This is a genomic window from Tepidimonas sediminis (assembly GCF_007556605.1).
Taxonomy (GTDB): domain Bacteria; phylum Pseudomonadota; class Gammaproteobacteria; order Burkholderiales; family Burkholderiaceae_C; genus Tepidimonas; species Tepidimonas sediminis.
Window position 1 is genome coordinate 231,351 of record NZ_VJND01000002.1, and the last position, 14,474, is coordinate 245,824.

General features: G+C 70.5%; 14 protein-coding genes and 1 tRNA gene. 11 read left to right on the plus strand and 4 right to left on the minus strand.

Annotated elements, in window-relative coordinates:
• Window positions 1-2: 2 nt before the first annotated feature.
• Genes flgK through Tsedi_RS03060 form a run of 4 tightly spaced genes read left to right on the plus strand, consistent with a single transcriptional unit; the run spans window position 3 to window position 5,135 of the window.
• Window positions 3-1,955: a flagellar hook-associated protein FlgK gene (flgK, locus tag Tsedi_RS03045; protein WP_143893480.1), complete on the plus strand. Its 1,953-nt coding sequence runs from the start codon at window positions 3-5 to the stop codon at window positions 1,953-1,955.
• 11 nt (window positions 1,956-1,966) lie between these two features.
• Window positions 1,967-2,944, plus strand: a complete 978-nt coding sequence (locus Tsedi_RS03050) for a flagellin N-terminal helical domain-containing protein (RefSeq protein WP_143893482.1) — start codon at window positions 1,967-1,969, stop codon at window positions 2,942-2,944.
• A gap of 48 nt (window positions 2,945-2,992) precedes the next feature.
• A complete protein-coding gene (locus tag Tsedi_RS03055) occupies window positions 2,993-3,955 on the plus strand; it encodes an arsenic resistance protein (RefSeq protein WP_143893484.1) in 963 nt (320 codons plus the stop codon).
• Window positions 3,948-5,135 carry an MFS transporter gene (locus Tsedi_RS03060; RefSeq protein WP_143893486.1) on the plus strand — a complete coding sequence of 396 codons (1,188 nt, stop codon included), beginning with the start codon at window positions 3,948-3,950 and terminating at the stop codon, window positions 5,133-5,135. The genes Tsedi_RS03055 and Tsedi_RS03060 overlap by 8 nt, the downstream gene beginning before the upstream one ends.
• A gap of 85 nt (window positions 5,136-5,220) precedes the next feature.
• Here Tsedi_RS03060 and Tsedi_RS03065 read toward each other — a convergent pair.
• Window positions 5,221-5,296 (minus strand) — tRNA-Asn (locus Tsedi_RS03065).
• Between the two features lie 160 nt (window positions 5,297-5,456).
• Here Tsedi_RS03065 and Tsedi_RS03070 point away from each other — a divergent pair.
• From Tsedi_RS03070 to Tsedi_RS03080, 3 genes are read left to right on the plus strand one after another with little or no spacing between them, the layout of a single operon-like run.
• Window positions 5,457-6,653, plus strand: coding sequence for an acyl-CoA dehydrogenase family protein (locus Tsedi_RS03070; protein ID WP_143893489.1), 1,197 nt, complete (start codon window positions 5,457-5,459; stop codon window positions 6,651-6,653).
• Window positions 6,654-6,668: 15 nt separating this feature from the next.
• Complete coding sequence (locus Tsedi_RS03075; RefSeq protein WP_143893491.1) at window positions 6,669-7,814, plus strand: acyl-CoA dehydrogenase family protein; 1,146 nt, start codon at window positions 6,669-6,671, stop codon at window positions 7,812-7,814.
• Between the two features lie 4 nt (window positions 7,815-7,818).
• A complete protein-coding gene (locus Tsedi_RS03080; protein ID WP_143893493.1) occupies window positions 7,819-8,691 on the plus strand; it encodes a DUF6279 family lipoprotein in 873 nt (290 codons plus the stop codon).
• Between the two features lie 100 nt (window positions 8,692-8,791).
• Here the strand turns inward: Tsedi_RS03080 and groL are convergent, their stop codons facing one another.
• From groL to cutA, 3 genes are all read right to left on the minus strand, one after another.
• Window positions 8,792-10,426, minus strand: coding sequence for a chaperonin GroEL (groL, locus tag Tsedi_RS03085; RefSeq protein WP_143893495.1), 1,635 nt, complete (start codon window positions 10,424-10,426; stop codon window positions 8,792-8,794).
• A 71-nt stretch (window positions 10,427-10,497) separates the two neighbouring features.
• Entirely contained in the window at window positions 10,498-10,788 is a 291-nt protein-coding gene (groES, locus tag Tsedi_RS03090; protein WP_132962944.1) for a co-chaperone GroES, read from the minus strand.
• Window positions 10,789-10,957: 169 nt separating this feature from the next.
• Window positions 10,958-11,287, minus strand: coding sequence for a divalent-cation tolerance protein CutA (cutA, locus tag Tsedi_RS03095; RefSeq protein ID WP_143893497.1), 330 nt, complete (start codon window positions 11,285-11,287; stop codon window positions 10,958-10,960).
• 398 nt (window positions 11,288-11,685) lie between these two features.
• Here cutA and Tsedi_RS03100 point away from each other — a divergent pair, with 398 nt between their 5' ends.
• The 4 genes from Tsedi_RS03100 (at window position 11,686) to Tsedi_RS03115 (ending at window position 14,146) form a co-directional block, all read left to right on the plus strand.
• Complete coding sequence (locus tag Tsedi_RS03100) at window positions 11,686-12,972, plus strand: tyrosine-type recombinase/integrase (RefSeq protein WP_342781084.1); 1,287 nt, start codon at window positions 11,686-11,688, stop codon at window positions 12,970-12,972.
• Window positions 12,973-12,999: 27 nt separating this feature from the next.
• Window positions 13,000-13,317, plus strand: coding sequence for a type II toxin-antitoxin system RelE/ParE family toxin (locus Tsedi_RS03105; protein WP_143893501.1), 318 nt, complete (start codon window positions 13,000-13,002; stop codon window positions 13,315-13,317).
• A gap of 2 nt (window positions 13,318-13,319) precedes the next feature.
• A complete protein-coding gene (locus Tsedi_RS03110) occupies window positions 13,320-13,604 on the plus strand; it encodes a helix-turn-helix domain-containing protein (protein ID WP_143893503.1) in 285 nt (94 codons plus the stop codon).
• An 83-nt stretch (window positions 13,605-13,687) separates the two neighbouring features.
• On the plus strand, window positions 13,688-14,146 hold the full coding sequence (locus Tsedi_RS03115) for a hypothetical protein (protein ID WP_143893505.1): 459 nt from the start codon (window positions 13,688-13,690) through the stop codon (window positions 14,144-14,146).
• Window positions 14,147-14,474 lie beyond the last annotated feature (328 nt).

Sequence of the window (14,474 nt, forward strand, 5' to 3'; positions counted from 1 at the left end):
GCATGAGCGCCCTCAACATCGCCACCCGCGCGCTGACCACCAACCAGGCCGCGCTGCAGGTCATCGGCCACAACATCGCCAACGCCAACACCGCCGGCTACACGCGCCAGCGCGTCGAGCTCAACGCCGTGCCGGGGCAGCAGCTGGGCAGCGGCTACTTCGGCAAGGGCGTGCAGATCGAGGCCGTGGCGCGCGAGGGCTACGACGCCTTCCTGACGCGCGAGTCCAACCTGACGCGCGCCACCGCCGCCGCCGACCAGACGCGCCTGCAGTACCTGCAGAGCGTCGAGTCGCTCTTTCCGCTCGGTGAGGGCAGCCTCGGCAAGCTGCTCAACGACGCGCTCAACGCCTGGACCGATGTGGCCTCCAGCCCCAGCGACAGCGCGGCGCGGCAGGTGGTGCTGGACAACTTCGACGCGCTGGCCGCGCGCATCCGCGACGGCGCCGCGCGCATCGACGAGATCGCCACCGGCGCGCGCCTGCAGGCCACCGAAGTCACCAAGGAGATCAACCGCCTGGCGCAGGCGATCGCCAACGTCAACGACGCCATCGCCCGCGCGCAGGGCACCGGCGCCAGCCCCAACGACCTGCTCGACCAGCGCGACCGCCTGATCGCGCAGCTCAACGATCAGGTGCAGGTGACCACGCTGCGCGCCGATGACGGCACGCTGTCGGTGTTCGTGGCCGGCAGCCTTCCGCTGGTGCTGGGCAACCGCGCGGCCGAGCTGCGCGTGTCGCGTGCCGAGCTGGATGGCGACCGCCAGATTCAGCTGCAGTTCGTGCAAGGCGCCACCGCCTACGACGTGCCGACCGATTTCGTCAGCGGCGGCAAGCTCAAGGGCCTGCTCGACTTCGTCAACCGCGACGTCATCCGCACCCAGGCCGAATTGGGCCGCATGGCGCTGGCCCTGGCCACGACCGTGAATCGGCAGCAGCAAAGCGGGCTGGACCTGCTCGGCAATCCGGGGGGCGATCTGCTGACCCACGACGCCTTGACGGGCAAGCCGGCGGCCAGCAACATCGGCAGCGGCAGCGTGAGCGCGACGGTGGCCGATCCGACCCAGCTCAAGGCCGAGGATTACATTCTGGAATTTACCTCCGCCACGCAAGCGCTGATCCGGCGCGGCAGCGACGGGTGGTATTGGAACGGCACCGGCTGGCAGGCCAACGCCGCCGCCCCGGTCACCGTCAACGGCTACTCCCTGGAGGGGCTGACGCTGAGTGTGCCGACCTCACCCGCGGCGGGGGATCGCTTCATGCTGTCCCCGGGCGCCACGGCCGCCAGCTCGCTGCAAATGGCGCTGTCGCGGCCGGCCGAATTGGCTGCGGCCGGCCGGTTGACGCTGTCGATCGGTACGCCCAACACCGGCAACGCCACGATCGAGGCCGTCTCCGCCACCGTGACCGCGGGTTCGTGGGTGATGCCCAGCCTGCCTGCCGCGTTGACATATGCCTCGCTCACCAACACCTTCAGCTTGGCTGGATTTACGCCGGGCGGCGTCACCTACACCCCCGGCGAACCGATGGTGTTCACTTACACCTCGGGCGCCAATACGGTGGAGGTGAAGATCACGCTGCGGGGGCAGCCCAACAACGGCGACGTCTTCCAGCTTGTCGCCACGCCTGCTGCGGGGGTTGCATTCAACGGCAGCAACGCCCAGGCGATGCTGGCGCTGCGCGACCAGGTGATGTTCGACGGCAGCGTCAAGCTGTCGGAGGGCTACGTGGCGGTGTTTTCCAACCTCGCCTCGCGCGTCAACGAGGCGCAGACGCGCGCGAGCTTCTCCAAGGCGCAGGCCGACGACGCCGAGCAGCGCCGCGCCAACCAGGCCGGCGTCAACCTCGACGAGGAGGCCGCGCGCATGCTGCAGTTCCAGCAGGCCTACCAGGCCAGCGCCAAGTACCTGCAGACGGTGCAGTCGATCTTCGACACGCTGATCAGCACCTTCCGTTGACGAGGCCCATCATGTCCACCGTCTACCGCGTCGCCACGGCCTACAGCTACGACCGCACCATCGACCGGCTGCAGCAGCGCGGCGCGCAGCTGGCGGAGCTGCAGGACCAGCTTTCCTCCGGCAAGCGCGTGCGCCGCATCAGCGACGACCCGGCCGCCGCCGCGCTGGCCGAGCGCGAGCAGGCGCGCATGCAGCGCATCCAGTCCGACCAGCGCGCCCTGGAGGCGGCGCGGCGCAACATCGAGCTGGCCGAAAGCACGCTCGGCACCGTCAACGACCTCTACCACCGCGCCAAGGAGCTGATCGTGCAGGGCGGCAACGGCGCGCTCAACGCCAGCGACCGCCGCACCATCGCCGACGAGCTGGAGGGCATCCGCGAGCGCATTCTGGCGCTTTCCAACACGCAGGACACGCTCGGCCGCCCGCTCTTCATGGGGCAGGGGATGACCACGGCCGACGGCAAACCCTTCGCCGAGGCTCTCACGGGTGGCGATTTCATGCCATACGGTGTCGACGGCCGCATCGTCGAGTGGCGCGGGCTTTCCGGTCAGTCTGCGCCCGGCGAGACCTCGCTGCCGCACGTCCTGGATGGCGAGCGCATCTTTGGCCGATCCGACCTCTTGGGCCAGCAGGGCAACGACAGCATCTGGGAAACGCTGGATCGCGCCATCATCGCGCTGCGCAACCCCAGTCTGACGCCGCAGGACCTGGCCAACGAGCTCGGACAGGCCAACGCCAACCTGGCAGTGCGGCTCGACGCCGTGCTCTCCGCCCGCGGCCAGCTGGGCGACTGGCTCAACCGCGCCGATGCGGTGCAGGCGGCGCTGAAGGCGCGCGAGGACTACCACATCGCCCAGCAGTCGGAGCTCACCGACCTCGACATGGTGGAGGCGATCTCGCGCTTCCAGACCCAGCAGCTGGCCTACCAGGCCGGGCTGTCGTCGTACGCGCAGGTGCAGCGGCTGTCGCTGTTCCAGTACATTGCGTGACGCGCGCCGGCGGCGTGGCGAACGGTCGCCGCCGCGCGCCGACGCCGCATGGACCGCTTCACGCTCGAACGACACCAGGTCTGGCTGTACCTGCTGGCCATCGCACTTGGCTGGGCAGCCGGCTCCGCGCTGCCGGCCCTGGCGCCGCTGGCGGCGGCGTCGCTGTGGCCGGTGCTGGCGCTGCTGCTGCTGGCCACGTTCGCGCAGATCCCGCTGCTGCACGTGCGCCGCGCCTGGCGCGACGCCCGCTTCGCGCGCGCCGTGCTGCTGGGCAACTTCGTCGCGGTACCGCTCCTGGTCTGGGCGCTGGTGGCGGCGTTCGGGCTGCACGGTGCGCAGCGGCTCGGGGTGCTGCTGGTGCTGCTGGTACCATGCACGGACTGGTTCATCACCTTCACGCAGCTCGGCCGGGGCGATGCGGCGCGCGCGATCGCCGTCACGCCGCTGAACCTCATCCTGCAGCTGGCCTTGCTGCCCATCTACCTCGCGGCCATGGCCGACGCGCAGGCGCTGGCCGGCTGGTCGTGGGCGGACCTGCTGCCGGCGGTGGCGCTGGTCGCGGGGCCGCTGGCGCTGGCGGCGGCGCTGGAGCGGCGGGCCGGGCGCGCGCCGCGCTGGCAGCGCGTGCGCGAGCGGCTGGCCTGGTGGCCGGTGCCGCTGCTGGCGCTGGTGGTGGGGCTGATCGCCTGCGCGCAGGTGGCCGCCGTCGGGCGCGCGTGGGACGCGGTGGCGGCGACGCTGCCGCTGTTCGCGCTCTACCTGGTCGGGGCGCTGGCACTGGCGTGGGGGCTGGCGCGCGCGCATGGCCTGCCGCCGGCGCAGGGGCGCACGCTCGCCTTCAGCCTCGGCACGCGCAACTCGTTCGTCGTGCTGCCGCTGGCGCTGGCCCTGCCGCCGGGCTGGGAGGCGGTGGCGGTGGTGATCGTGGCGCAGTCGCTGGTGGAGCTGCTGGGCATGGTGGCCTGCGTGGCGCTGGTGCCGCGCCTCTGGCGGGAGAACGATGATGCTTGACACGTTGCGCGCGCTGCCGCGCACCGTCTGGCTGATCGGCCTGATCAGCCTCGTCAACGACACGGCCTCGGAACTGGTCTATCCGCTGGTGCCGCTGTTCCTGACCTCGGTGCTGATGGCCGGGCCGAAGGCGCTGGGCTTGATCGAGGGCATCGCCGAAGCCACCGCGGCGCTGCTCAAGCTGGTTTCCGGCGTGGCGGTGGATCGCACGCGCCGCAGCAAGCCGTGGATCGTCGTCGGCTACGCGCTGGCGGCGCTGGGCCGGCCGCTGATCGCGCTGGTGAGCAGCTGGCCGACGCTGCTGGCGATCCGCTTCGCCGATCGCGTCGGCAAGGGGCTGCGCACCTCGCCGCGCGATGCGCTGCTGGCCGCGAGCGTCGGCCCGGACCGGCGCGGGCTGGCCTTCGGCATCCACCGCGCGATGGACAACGCCGGCGCGGTGCTGGGGCCGTTGCTGGCCGCCGCGCTGCTGGCCGCCGGCATGCCGCTGCGCGACGTGCTGCTGTGGACGCTCGTGCCGGGCGTCCTGTGCGTGCTGCTGACGCTGGCGCTGCCGGAAGCCCGGGCGGCTGCGGCGCCCGTGGCTCCGTCGGCGCCGCGGCCTTCGCTCGCCGGCTGGGCGAGCCTGCCGCCGGGCTACCGGCGCTTTCTCGTGGTGGTGGGGCTGTTCACCATGGGCAACTCCTCCAACATGTTCCTGCTGCTGCGCGCCAGCGAACTCGGCGTGCCGCAGGCGCAGGTGCCGCTGCTGTGGGCGGCCGTCTCGGCCATCGCGATGCTGTTGTCGGCGCCGCTGTCGGGTCTGTCGGACCGCGTCGGCCGCCGCGCGCTGCTGCTGGCGGGCTACGGGGCCTACGCGCTGTTCTATCTGGTGCTGGGGCTGGCGGCGCCGGCGGGCGTGTGGCTGCTGCTGTGGTTCGGTTTCTACGGCGTGTTCCTCGCCGCCACCGAAGGGGTCGAGAAGGCGCTGGTCGCCGACCTGGCGACGCCCGAGCAGCGCGGCACCGCCTATGGATGGTTCAACATGACCGCCGGCACGATGCTGCTGCCGGCCTCGGCGCTGTTTGGCTGGCTGTACGAGCGCATCGGCGTGGCGGTGGCGTTCGGGTTTTCGGCCGGGTGCGCGCTGCTGGCGGCAGCGCTGCTTTGGCTGTGGGTGCCGCGACCGCCACGCGGTTGACCGCCGCCATGCAGCCAAAATGCAGCAGAAACCCTTCCGGCCACGAAAAAGCCCGCACGGAGGCGGGCCAAGTCGTCGATTTCGTTGGCTCCCCGACCTGGGCTCGAACCAGGGACCTACGGATTAACAGTCCGGCGCTCTACCGACTGAGCTATCGGGGATCGGAAAGACTTCCATTATACATGACCGCGGCGCAGGGCCTGACGGGGCCGCGCGCGAGGGCGTCGCGGAGCGGACAGCCGGCGCTGGCAGCCAGACCGGTGCGCGCGTACGATGGCGCCCGGGCCGCCGACGCGGCCCGTCGCCGAAAGACCTGTCAGCATGGATCTGCGTTTCACCCCTGAGGAAGAGGCCTTTCGCGCGGAGGTGCGAGCTTTCCTGCGCGACCATCTGCCCGCTGAGCTGGCTGCCAAGGTCCGGCAGGGCCTGCGGCTGACGCGCGACGACATGGCGCGCTGGCACGCCATCCTGCACGCGCGCGGCTGGCTGGCCGGCCATTGGCCGCGCGAATGGGGCGGTCCGGGCTGGGGGCCGGTGCAGCGCTTCATCTTCGAGCACGAATGCGCGCTGGCCGGCGCGCCGCGCATCGTGCCGTTTGGCGTGCACATGCTGGGGCCGGTGCTGATCCGCTACGGCACCGAGGAGCAGAAGCGCCACTGGCTGCCGCGCATCCTGGACGGGTCGGACTGGTGGTGCCAGGGCTATTCGGAGCCGGGGGCGGGGTCGGACTTGGCCTCGCTCAGGACCACCGCGGTGCGCGACGGCGATCACTACGTCGTCAACGGTCAGAAGACTTGGACGACGCTCGGACACTACGCCAACCGGATGTTCTGCCTCGTGCGCACCGACCGCGACGCCAAGCCGCAGGAGGGCATCAGTTTCCTGTTGATCGACCTGGACAGCCCGGGCGTGGAGGTGCGGCCGATCCTCACGCTGGACGGCGAGCACGAGGTCAACGAGGTGTTCCTGACCGACGTGCGCGTGCCGGCGGACCGCCTGGTCGGCGCGGAGAACCAGGGCTGGACGATCGCCAAGTACCTGTTGACCTACGAGCGCACCAACCTCGCCGGCATCGGCTTTTCGGTGGCGGGGCTGGAGCGGCTCAAGGTCATCGCGCGTGCCGTGCACAAGGGCGGCCGGCCGCTGATCGAGGAGCCGCTGTTCGCCGCGCGGCTGGCGCGCGTGGAAATCGAGCTGGACAACCTCAAGACCACCAACCTGCGCGTGCTGGCGGCGGTGGCCGGTGGCGGTGCGCCGGGGCCGCAGAGTTCGCTGCTCAAGATCCTGGGCACGCAGGTGCGGCAGGAGATCCTGAGCCTGACGCGCCGCGCCATGGGGCCGTACGCGCTGCCGTGGATCGAGGAGGCGCTGACGCTGGAGGGCGCCGACCAGGCACTCGGCCCGCCGGGAGCGGCCACCGCGGCGCTGCAGTATTTCAACCACCGCAAGCTGTCGATCTTCGGCGGCTCCAACGAGATCCAGAAGAACATCATCGCCAAGGCGGTGCTGGGGCTGTGACGGGAGGCAGGGGCGATGGATTTCACGCTTTCGGACGACCAGCGCATGCTGGCCGACACCTTGGGGCGCTACCTCGCCGAGCGCTACCCGATCGCGCGCCGCCACGCCGCGGCGGTCAGTCCCCTGGGCTACGATGCCGAAGTCTGGGCCGCTCTGGTGGAGCTGGGGGCGGTGGCGGCGCTGCTGCCCCCGGAGGTCGACGGGCTGGGCGGCGGTGGCGTCGACATCATGGTCGTCTTTGAGCAGGCCGGCCGGGCGCTCGTGCAGGAGCCGCTGCTGGGCGCGCTGATGGTGGGCCAGACGCTGGCCCGTGCCGAGCAACCGGCGCGCTGGCGGCCGCTGCTGCAGCGGTTGCAGGAGGGGGCGGTGGTGGCGCTGGCGCACGGCGAGCCCGACGCCCACCACGAGCCGTGGCACGTGGCCACGGTGGCGCAGCGCGACCCGGGCGGCTGGGTGCTGGACGGGCACAAGGCGGTGGTGCCGTTCGGCGCGCAGGCGGCTGGCTGGCTGGTCAGTGCGCGCCTCAGCGGCGCAGTGCGCGACCCGGCCGGGCTGGCGCTGTTCTGGGTGCCGCGCGAGACACCCGGCGTGCGCCTGCGCGACGTGCGCCGCGTCGACGGCGGGCGCGCCGCCGAGCTGTGGCTGCCCGCGGTGCAGCTCGGCCCCGAGGCGCTGGTGGCCGGCCCGGCGCACGCCGCCGAGGCCCTGGCCTGGGGGCTGGACGTCGGCACGCTGGCGCTGTGCGCCGAGGCGCTGGGTGCGATGGAGGTTGCCTTCGAGCAGACACGGCAGTACCTGCAGACGCGCCGTCAGTTCGGCCGGCCGATCGGCAGCTTCCAGGCCCTGCAGCACCGCATGGTCGATCTGTGGATGGCGCTGGAGCAGACGCGTTCAGCCGTGATCAACGCGGCGGCCGCGTTGGAGGAGCCCGACGTGCGCGTGCGCGGCCGCGCACTGGCGGCGGCCAAGGTCACCGTCGGGCGTCACGGCACGCACCTGGCCGAGGAAGCGATCCAGCTGCACGGCGGCATCGGCATGACGTGGGAGCTGCCGCTGGCGCACTACGCCAAGCGGCTGGTGCTGATCGACCACGAGCTCGGCGACGAGGACCATCACCTGGCGCGCTACATCGCGCTGAGCCGCGCGCTGGAAGCGGAGTGAGCGCATGCGCCGCGCGCGCCTGGCGGGCTGGCTCGCGGCGGCGCTGGCCGCGCTGTGGCTGGCCGGCTGCGGCGTCGTGACGCTGACCTACCCGCGGCTGCCGACGATCGCGCTGTGGCAGCTGGACAGCCTGTGGGATCTGGACGAGGTGCAGCACCGCGGCGTGGCCGAGGCGCTGCGACGCTGGCATGAGTGGCACCGGCACGGGCAGCTGCCGGCGCTGGCCGAGCTGCTGGTGCGCTGGCAGCGGCTGGCCGCCGGCACGCCGGATGCGGCCGCCGTCTGCCGCGAGGGCGAGGCGCTGCGCGCGCTGCTGCGCGAGGCTGGCGAGCGCACCGTGGACGATCTGGCGCGCTGGCTGCCGACGCCGACCGACGCGCAGCTGGCGCATTGGCAGCGCCGCCTTGCCGAGAGGGATGAGGAGTGGCGGCGCGACTGGGGCGACCCCGACCCGGACCGCGGGCTGCGGTTGCGCCGCACGCGCGAGCGGCTGGAGATGTTCTACGGCCGGCTCGACGACGCCCAGCGCCGCTGGCTGCGCGACCGGCTGGCGGCCAGCCCCTATCGGCCGGATCTCGCCTGGGCCGAGCGCCAGCGCCGCCAGGCCGACTGGCTCGACACCGCACGCCGTCTGCGCGGGCTCGACTCCGCGGCGGCGCGCGCCGAGGTGCGGGCGCTGTGGGCGCGCACGTGGCGCTCGCCCGACCCGGCGCTCGCGGCCTGGCAGGACGAGGCGTGGGCGCAGGGCTGTGCGTGGCTGGCGGACTGGCACGCGCGCGCCACGCCGGCGCAGCGCGAGCGCGCCGTCGCCCAGCTGCAGGCCTGGGAGCGCGAGCTGCGCGCGCTGGCCGGCGGCAACGGCCCCAACGGCCGCTGAGTGCGCTCCCCGATCTGCCCGCCCCCAAGCAAAAAGACCGCCGGGGTCGCCCCCGACGGTCTTGCGCATGGTGGTGTGCTCAGCGTGCGTCAGCCGCCGATCACATGTCCATGTCCATGCCGCCCATGCCGCCACCGGCGGCCGGCTTGGCGTCGTTCTTCGGCGCCTCGGCCACCATGCACTCGGTGGTCAGCATCAGGCCGGCCACCGAGGCGGCGTTCTGCAGCGCGGTGCGGGTCACCTTGGTCGGATCCAGGATGCCCATCTCGATCATGTCGCCGTAGGTGCCGTTGGCCGCGTTGTAGCCGAAGTTGCCCTTGCCCTCCAGCACCTTGGCGATCACCACGCTGGGCTCGTCGCCGGCGTTGGCCACGATCTGACGCAGCGGCTCTTCGATGGCGCGCATGACGATCTGGATGCCCGCATCCTGGTCGGCGTTGCTGCCCTTGAGCTGGCCGACCGCCTGACGGGCACGCAGCAGCGCCACGCCACCACCGGGCACGATGCCCTCCTCGACGGCGGCACGGGTGGCGTGCAGCGCGTCCTCGACGCGGGCCTTCTTCTCCTTCATTTCGACCTCGGTGGCCGCGCCGACCTTGATCACCGCCACGCCGCCGGCGAGCTTGGCCACGCGCTCCTGCAGCTTCTCACGGTCGTAGTCGCTGGTGGCTTCCTCGATCTGCACGCGGATCTGCTTGACGCGCGCCTCGATGTCCTCGGCCTTGCCGGCACCGTCGATGATGGTGGTGTTCTCCTTGGCCACCTCGACGCGCTTGGCCTGACCCAGGTCGGCCAGCGTCACCTTCTCCAGCGACAGGCCGACTTCCTCGGCGATGACCTTGCCGCCGGTCAGGATCGCGATGTCCTCCAGCATGGCCTTGCGGCGGTCGCCGAAGCCCGGCGCCTTGACCGCGCAGACCTTCAGGATGCCGCGGATGGTGTTGACCACCAGCGTGGCCAGCGCCTCGCCCTCGACGTCCTCGGCGATGATCAGCAGCGGACGGCCGGCCTTGGCCACCTGCTCCAGCGCCGGCAGCAGGTCACGGATGTTGCTGATCTTCTTGTCGTGCAGCAGGACGTACGGGTTCTCCAGCACGCAGACCTGCTTGTCGGGGTTGTTGATGAAGTACGGCGACAGGTAGCCGCGGTCGAACTGCATGCCCTCGACGACATCCAGCTCGTTGCTCAGGCTCTTGCCGTCCTCGACGGTGATGACGCCTTCCTTGCCGACCTTGTCCATCGCGTCGGCGATGATCTGGCCGATCGACTCGTCGCTGTTGGCCGAGATGGCGCCGACCTGGGCGATCTCCTTGCTGGTGGTGGTGGGCTTGCTGATCTTCTTCAGCTCGGCCACCAGCGCCTCGACAGCCTTGTCGATGCCGCGCTTGAGGTCCATCGGGTTCATGCCGGCGGCCACGTACTTCATGCCCTCGCGCACGATGGCCTGGGCCAGCACGGTGGCGGTGGTGGTACCGTCACCGGCGTTGTCGCTGGTCTTGGACGCCACTTCCTTGACCATCTGGGCGCCCATGTTCATGAGCTTGTCCTTCAGCTCGATTTCCTTGGCCACCGACACGCCGTCCTTGGTGACGGTGGGGGCGCCGAAGCTGCGCTCCAGCACCACGTTGCGGCCCTTCGGGCCCAGGGTCACCTTGACCGCGTTGGCCAGGATGTTGACGCCTTCGACCATGCGGGCACGGGCGTCAGCACCGAAAACGACGTCTTTCGCTGCCATGTCAGTCAGCTCCTTGTTTCAGAAATGGAAAAGGGTTTGGATCGCGATGCAGGGTTGCGCGCCGCGCCGGATCACTTCTCGATCACGGCGAACAGGTCGTCTTCCTTCATCACCAGCAGCTCCTCGCCGTCGACCTTGACGGTCTGGCCGCTGTACTTGCCGAACAGCACACGGTCGCCGACCTTGACGCTCAGCGGCTTGGTCTCGCCCTTGTCATTGGTCTTGCCGGGGCCGACGGCGATCACCTCACCTTGGTCCGGCTTCTCGGCCGCGTTGTCCGGGATCACGATGCCCGAGGCGGTCTTGGTTTCGTTTTCCAGACGCTTGACGATCACGCGATCGGCGAGAGGACGAAGCTTCATGGGATCTCCTGTCGTGTCGGACGAGATGAGAAAAGTCTTCAGGAAGGGCGGTGCGGGCCGACCAGCCGGGCTCAGCCACGGTTGTTAGCACTCACCGCCTGCGAGTGCTAATCATAAGGGTTGGGCGAGCGCTTTTCAAGGGCCCCGGTCCGGCGGGTCGGGCGGCGGCTCAGGCCGCCGGTGGTCGCGCCGTCTGCTGGCGCACCCAGGCGGCGTAGCCGTCGCTGGCCTCGATCGGCGCGCGCCAGATGGCCGGCAGGCGGTAAGGATGCCGCGCGGCGATGAAGTCGCGCAGCGCCGGCCAGTCGGTTGCGCGCGCCTTGGCCAGCAGCCGCCACTCGGCGTCGTGCTGCACGGCGCCGTCCCACTCGTAGACGCTGGCGATGGCGTGCAGCTGCACGCAGGCGGCCAGCCGTGCGCGCACCAGCGCTTCGGCCAGGGCGCGCGCGCCGGCCTCGTCGGGCAGCGTCGTGAAGACCGCGATCAGCGTGTCGTCCATGGGGGTGACAGGGGAGGGCGAGACGGGCGCCATGGTAGCCGAACCGGAGGCTGGGGACGGCAACCCCACCGCGGCCCGCGTCGGGGCATCGTGGCAGACGCGGCACGCAAAAAGGCCCCCTCACGGGCGGGCCAAGTGGTTGGTCGTCATGGTGGCGCTTCAGGGACTCGAACCCAGGACCTGCGGATTATGATTCCGCTCATCAAGGTATTCCTTCCCATTCCACGCTGTTGATAGAATCCATGGAAATCAGGCACTTGTACGATGCTGCACTGCAGCACGTGTTGATCAGTTTGCCGCTAGTTTGAGCAAAAGTGGCTACATGGTGGCTACATGGAACTCATATCGTGAAATCATCTTGCAGCTGACGGAATTGGGGGTGCAACATGACCGCAAGGGTGCGACTCACGGCTGGCCGCGTGGCCGCCTTCACCTGCCCGCCTGGGCAGACTCAGGCCTTCCTGCGCGACTCGGAGGTGCCGACGCTGGCGCTGCGCGCCACGCCTGCCGGGGCGAAGTCCTACGTGTTCGAAGCGAAGCTGCAGCGCCGCACGGTGCGCGTGACCATCGGCGACCCTGCGCACTGGACGATCGAGGCCGCCCGCGCCCGTGCGCGCGAGCTCGCGGCGCTGTTGGATCGCGGTATCGACCCGCGCGAGGAAGCTAGGCGTCAGCAGCAGCAGCGCGAAGCCGAGCGCGCCCGCCAGCAGGCCGCCCAGGCCTGCGCCCTGGACGTGTGGCAACGCTACTGCGAGGAGCGCCGCCGCGCCTGGGGCGAGCGTCACTACGCCGACCACGTCAAACTCGCGCGTGCCGGTGGCGATCCGGTGCGCCGTGGCAAAGGCACCCTGGCTGCCGGGCCGCTGTATCAGCTGCTGAACCGGCCGCTGGCGCAACTGGACGCCGCGACGGTGGAGCGCTGGGCTGCCAAGCATGCCGCCGAGCGCCCGACCGTGGCGCGGCTGTGCCTGCGCCTGCTGGGGGTGTTCATGAACTGGTGCCGCGCGCATCCCGACTACCGCCACGCCATGCCGGATGGCAACCCCGCCAAGAGCAGGCGCGCCCGCGAGGCGCTGGGCAGCCCGCAAGCCAAGACCGACGCCCTGCTGCGCGAGCAGCTGCGCCCGTGGTTCGAGGCCGTGCGCACGCAAGACCCGGCGGTCAGCGCCTACCTTCAGGCCCTGCTGCTGACCGGCGCGCGCCCAGGCGAGCTGCTGCAGCTGCGCTGGTCGGACGTGGATTTCCAATGGAAGAGCCTGACCATCCGCGACAAGGTGGAGGGCGAGCGCACCATTCCCTTGACGCCCTACGTGGCCGCGCTGCTGGCCGGTCTTCCCCGCCGCGGCCCCTACGTCTTCATGAGCGGCAAGACCGACGGCCCGATTGCGCCGCCGAATCACGCCGCCACCCGGGTCTGCAGGCTGGCAGGCGTCCCGCCCGTCACCCTTCACGGCCTGCGCCGCAGTTTTAAGAGCCTGTCCGAATGGGTGGAGGTGCCCGTAGGCGTGACGGCGCAGATCATGGGCCACAAGCCCAGCGCCACCGCCGAAAAGCACTACACCGTGCGGCCTCTGGACTTGCTGGCGAAGTGGCACGTCAAGATCGAGGGCTGGATTCTGGAGCAAGCCGGAATCGAGCAGCCCAGCGCCGAGGATGCCGCCCAGCGGCTGCGCGTGGTGGCGTGACGATACAAGTCTGGATATACTGCCGACGTGAAACCGCTGGTCTTCCTGGGCGATGCGCTGCGCCGCCTGCGCGACTTTCCTGAGGGTGCGCGGCACGATGCCGGTTATCAGCTGCACCGCGTGCAGTGCGGCGAGCAGCCCAGCGACTTCAAACCCATGCCAGAGGTCGGGCCGGGAGTGGAGGAGCTGCGCGTCTGGGACGCCAGCGGCACCTACCGGGTCATCTATGTGGCGCGCGTGGCGCGGGCCGTCTACGTGCTGCACGCTTTCCAGAAAAAGACCCAGCGCACCGCCCGCGCCGATATCGAGCTGGCGCGCCAGCGTTACCGCGAGATAGGAGGTTGAACATGACCGCCGAGACCTACGCCAGCGTCTGGGATGCGCTGGCCGATTCGCCAGAGCAGGCTGCCAACCTGCGCGCCCGGGCTGAGCTGATGGATGCCATTGCGGCCCACGTGCGCCGCCATGGTTGGACACAGGCCGAGGCCGCGCGCCGCTGTGGCGTCACCCAGCCCCGCATGAATGACCTGCTGCGCGGGCGGCTGAGCCGCTTTTCTCTGGACGCCCTGGTCAACCTGGCCACCGTCGCCGGGCTGCGCGTGCAAATCGAGACCTGCGAGGCCGCCCCGTGAGCGCCGATTGCGCGACTGGCCGGACGCTGGCCGCATAACAAACGCCACGCCGGGGCGCAATCCGGCGGTAAGGGGGGGTGCGAATGGAAGATCGGAGCCAAGACCTGCTGGCCGCAATCGAGCGGCTGGCGCAGCGCGCGCAAGCCGACGATGCGCGCAATCGGCCGGCGCTGGTAAGGCTAATCCGCGCCATCGATGGCGTGTACCCTGAATTGGCCAATGCGCCGCTGGTGGCGCAGATTGCCGACGACATCCTGGATTTGCTCCACAACGTCGGTTGCGGGCCGATCACGGAAAACCCGCTGCGCACCGACCGAAACGAGAGGCAGCGGCTGCTGCGCCGCGCCGCAATCATCGCTCACATGGATCACAACGCCAAGCGCCGCACTGTGCAGGATGCGTGGCTGGCGCTGCAGCGCGCCGGAAGCAGCAAGACCAAGGATCGCTTCGCGTCCGAGCAGGCCCGCGCCCTGAATCTGAGCCCCGCCACCGTCAGGCGCTGGCTGCGCGACGGCGAGCTGCGCCGCAATTCGAACGCCTGAAGCCCTTCGCGAACGCCTGAGCCGCGCCATTTGCCGCGCCGCTGGTGGCGCGCAAGTCGTTGATTTGCCGTCCGAGGGCTAGGCGCTGCATTGCAAAGGCTAGGCGCTGCATTGCAGCGTCCATTCCCGGCGCGCCAGCTGCGCTGCACACTGACAGCCGCGTCAACAGTGTTTGACGGAGGTGCAGCGAGTGAAACCCGTTCAATACCCACCGCTTGAAATGGAAACCAGGCCTGCCGTGGAAACCGGGCAGGCCGCGTATTACTTGGGCCGCCGTTCACAAACCTTGCGCGCCTGGTCGTCCTCGGGGCGCGGCCCCATTCAGCCT

Coding starts and splice junctions, on each gene's coding strand:
- groES (WP_132962944.1), bottom strand. CDS start 10,788: ATGAAGCTTCGTCCTCTCGCCGATCGCGTGATCGTCAAGCGTCTGGAA.
- Tsedi_RS03115 (WP_143893505.1), top strand. CDS start 13,688: ATGGAAGATCGGAGCCAAGACCTGCTGGCCGCAATCGAGCGGCTGGCG.
- flgK (WP_143893480.1), top strand. CDS start 3: ATGAGCGCCCTCAACATCGCCACCCGCGCGCTGACCACCAACCAGGCC.
- Tsedi_RS03050 (WP_143893482.1), top strand. CDS start 1,967: ATGTCCACCGTCTACCGCGTCGCCACGGCCTACAGCTACGACCGCACC.
- groL (WP_143893495.1), bottom strand. CDS start 10,426: ATGGCAGCGAAAGACGTCGTTTTCGGTGCTGACGCCCGTGCCCGCATG.
- Tsedi_RS03055 (WP_143893484.1), top strand. CDS start 2,993: ATGGACCGCTTCACGCTCGAACGACACCAGGTCTGGCTGTACCTGCTG.
- Tsedi_RS03075 (WP_143893491.1), top strand. CDS start 6,669: ATGGATTTCACGCTTTCGGACGACCAGCGCATGCTGGCCGACACCTTG.
- Tsedi_RS03080 (WP_143893493.1), top strand. CDS start 7,819: ATGCGCCGCGCGCGCCTGGCGGGCTGGCTCGCGGCGGCGCTGGCCGCG.
- Tsedi_RS03110 (WP_143893503.1), top strand. CDS start 13,320: ATGACCGCCGAGACCTACGCCAGCGTCTGGGATGCGCTGGCCGATTCG.
- cutA (WP_143893497.1), bottom strand. CDS start 11,287: ATGGACGACACGCTGATCGCGGTCTTCACGACGCTGCCCGACGAGGCC.
- Tsedi_RS03060 (WP_143893486.1), top strand. CDS start 3,948: ATGCTTGACACGTTGCGCGCGCTGCCGCGCACCGTCTGGCTGATCGGC.
- Tsedi_RS03070 (WP_143893489.1), top strand. CDS start 5,457: ATGGATCTGCGTTTCACCCCTGAGGAAGAGGCCTTTCGCGCGGAGGTG.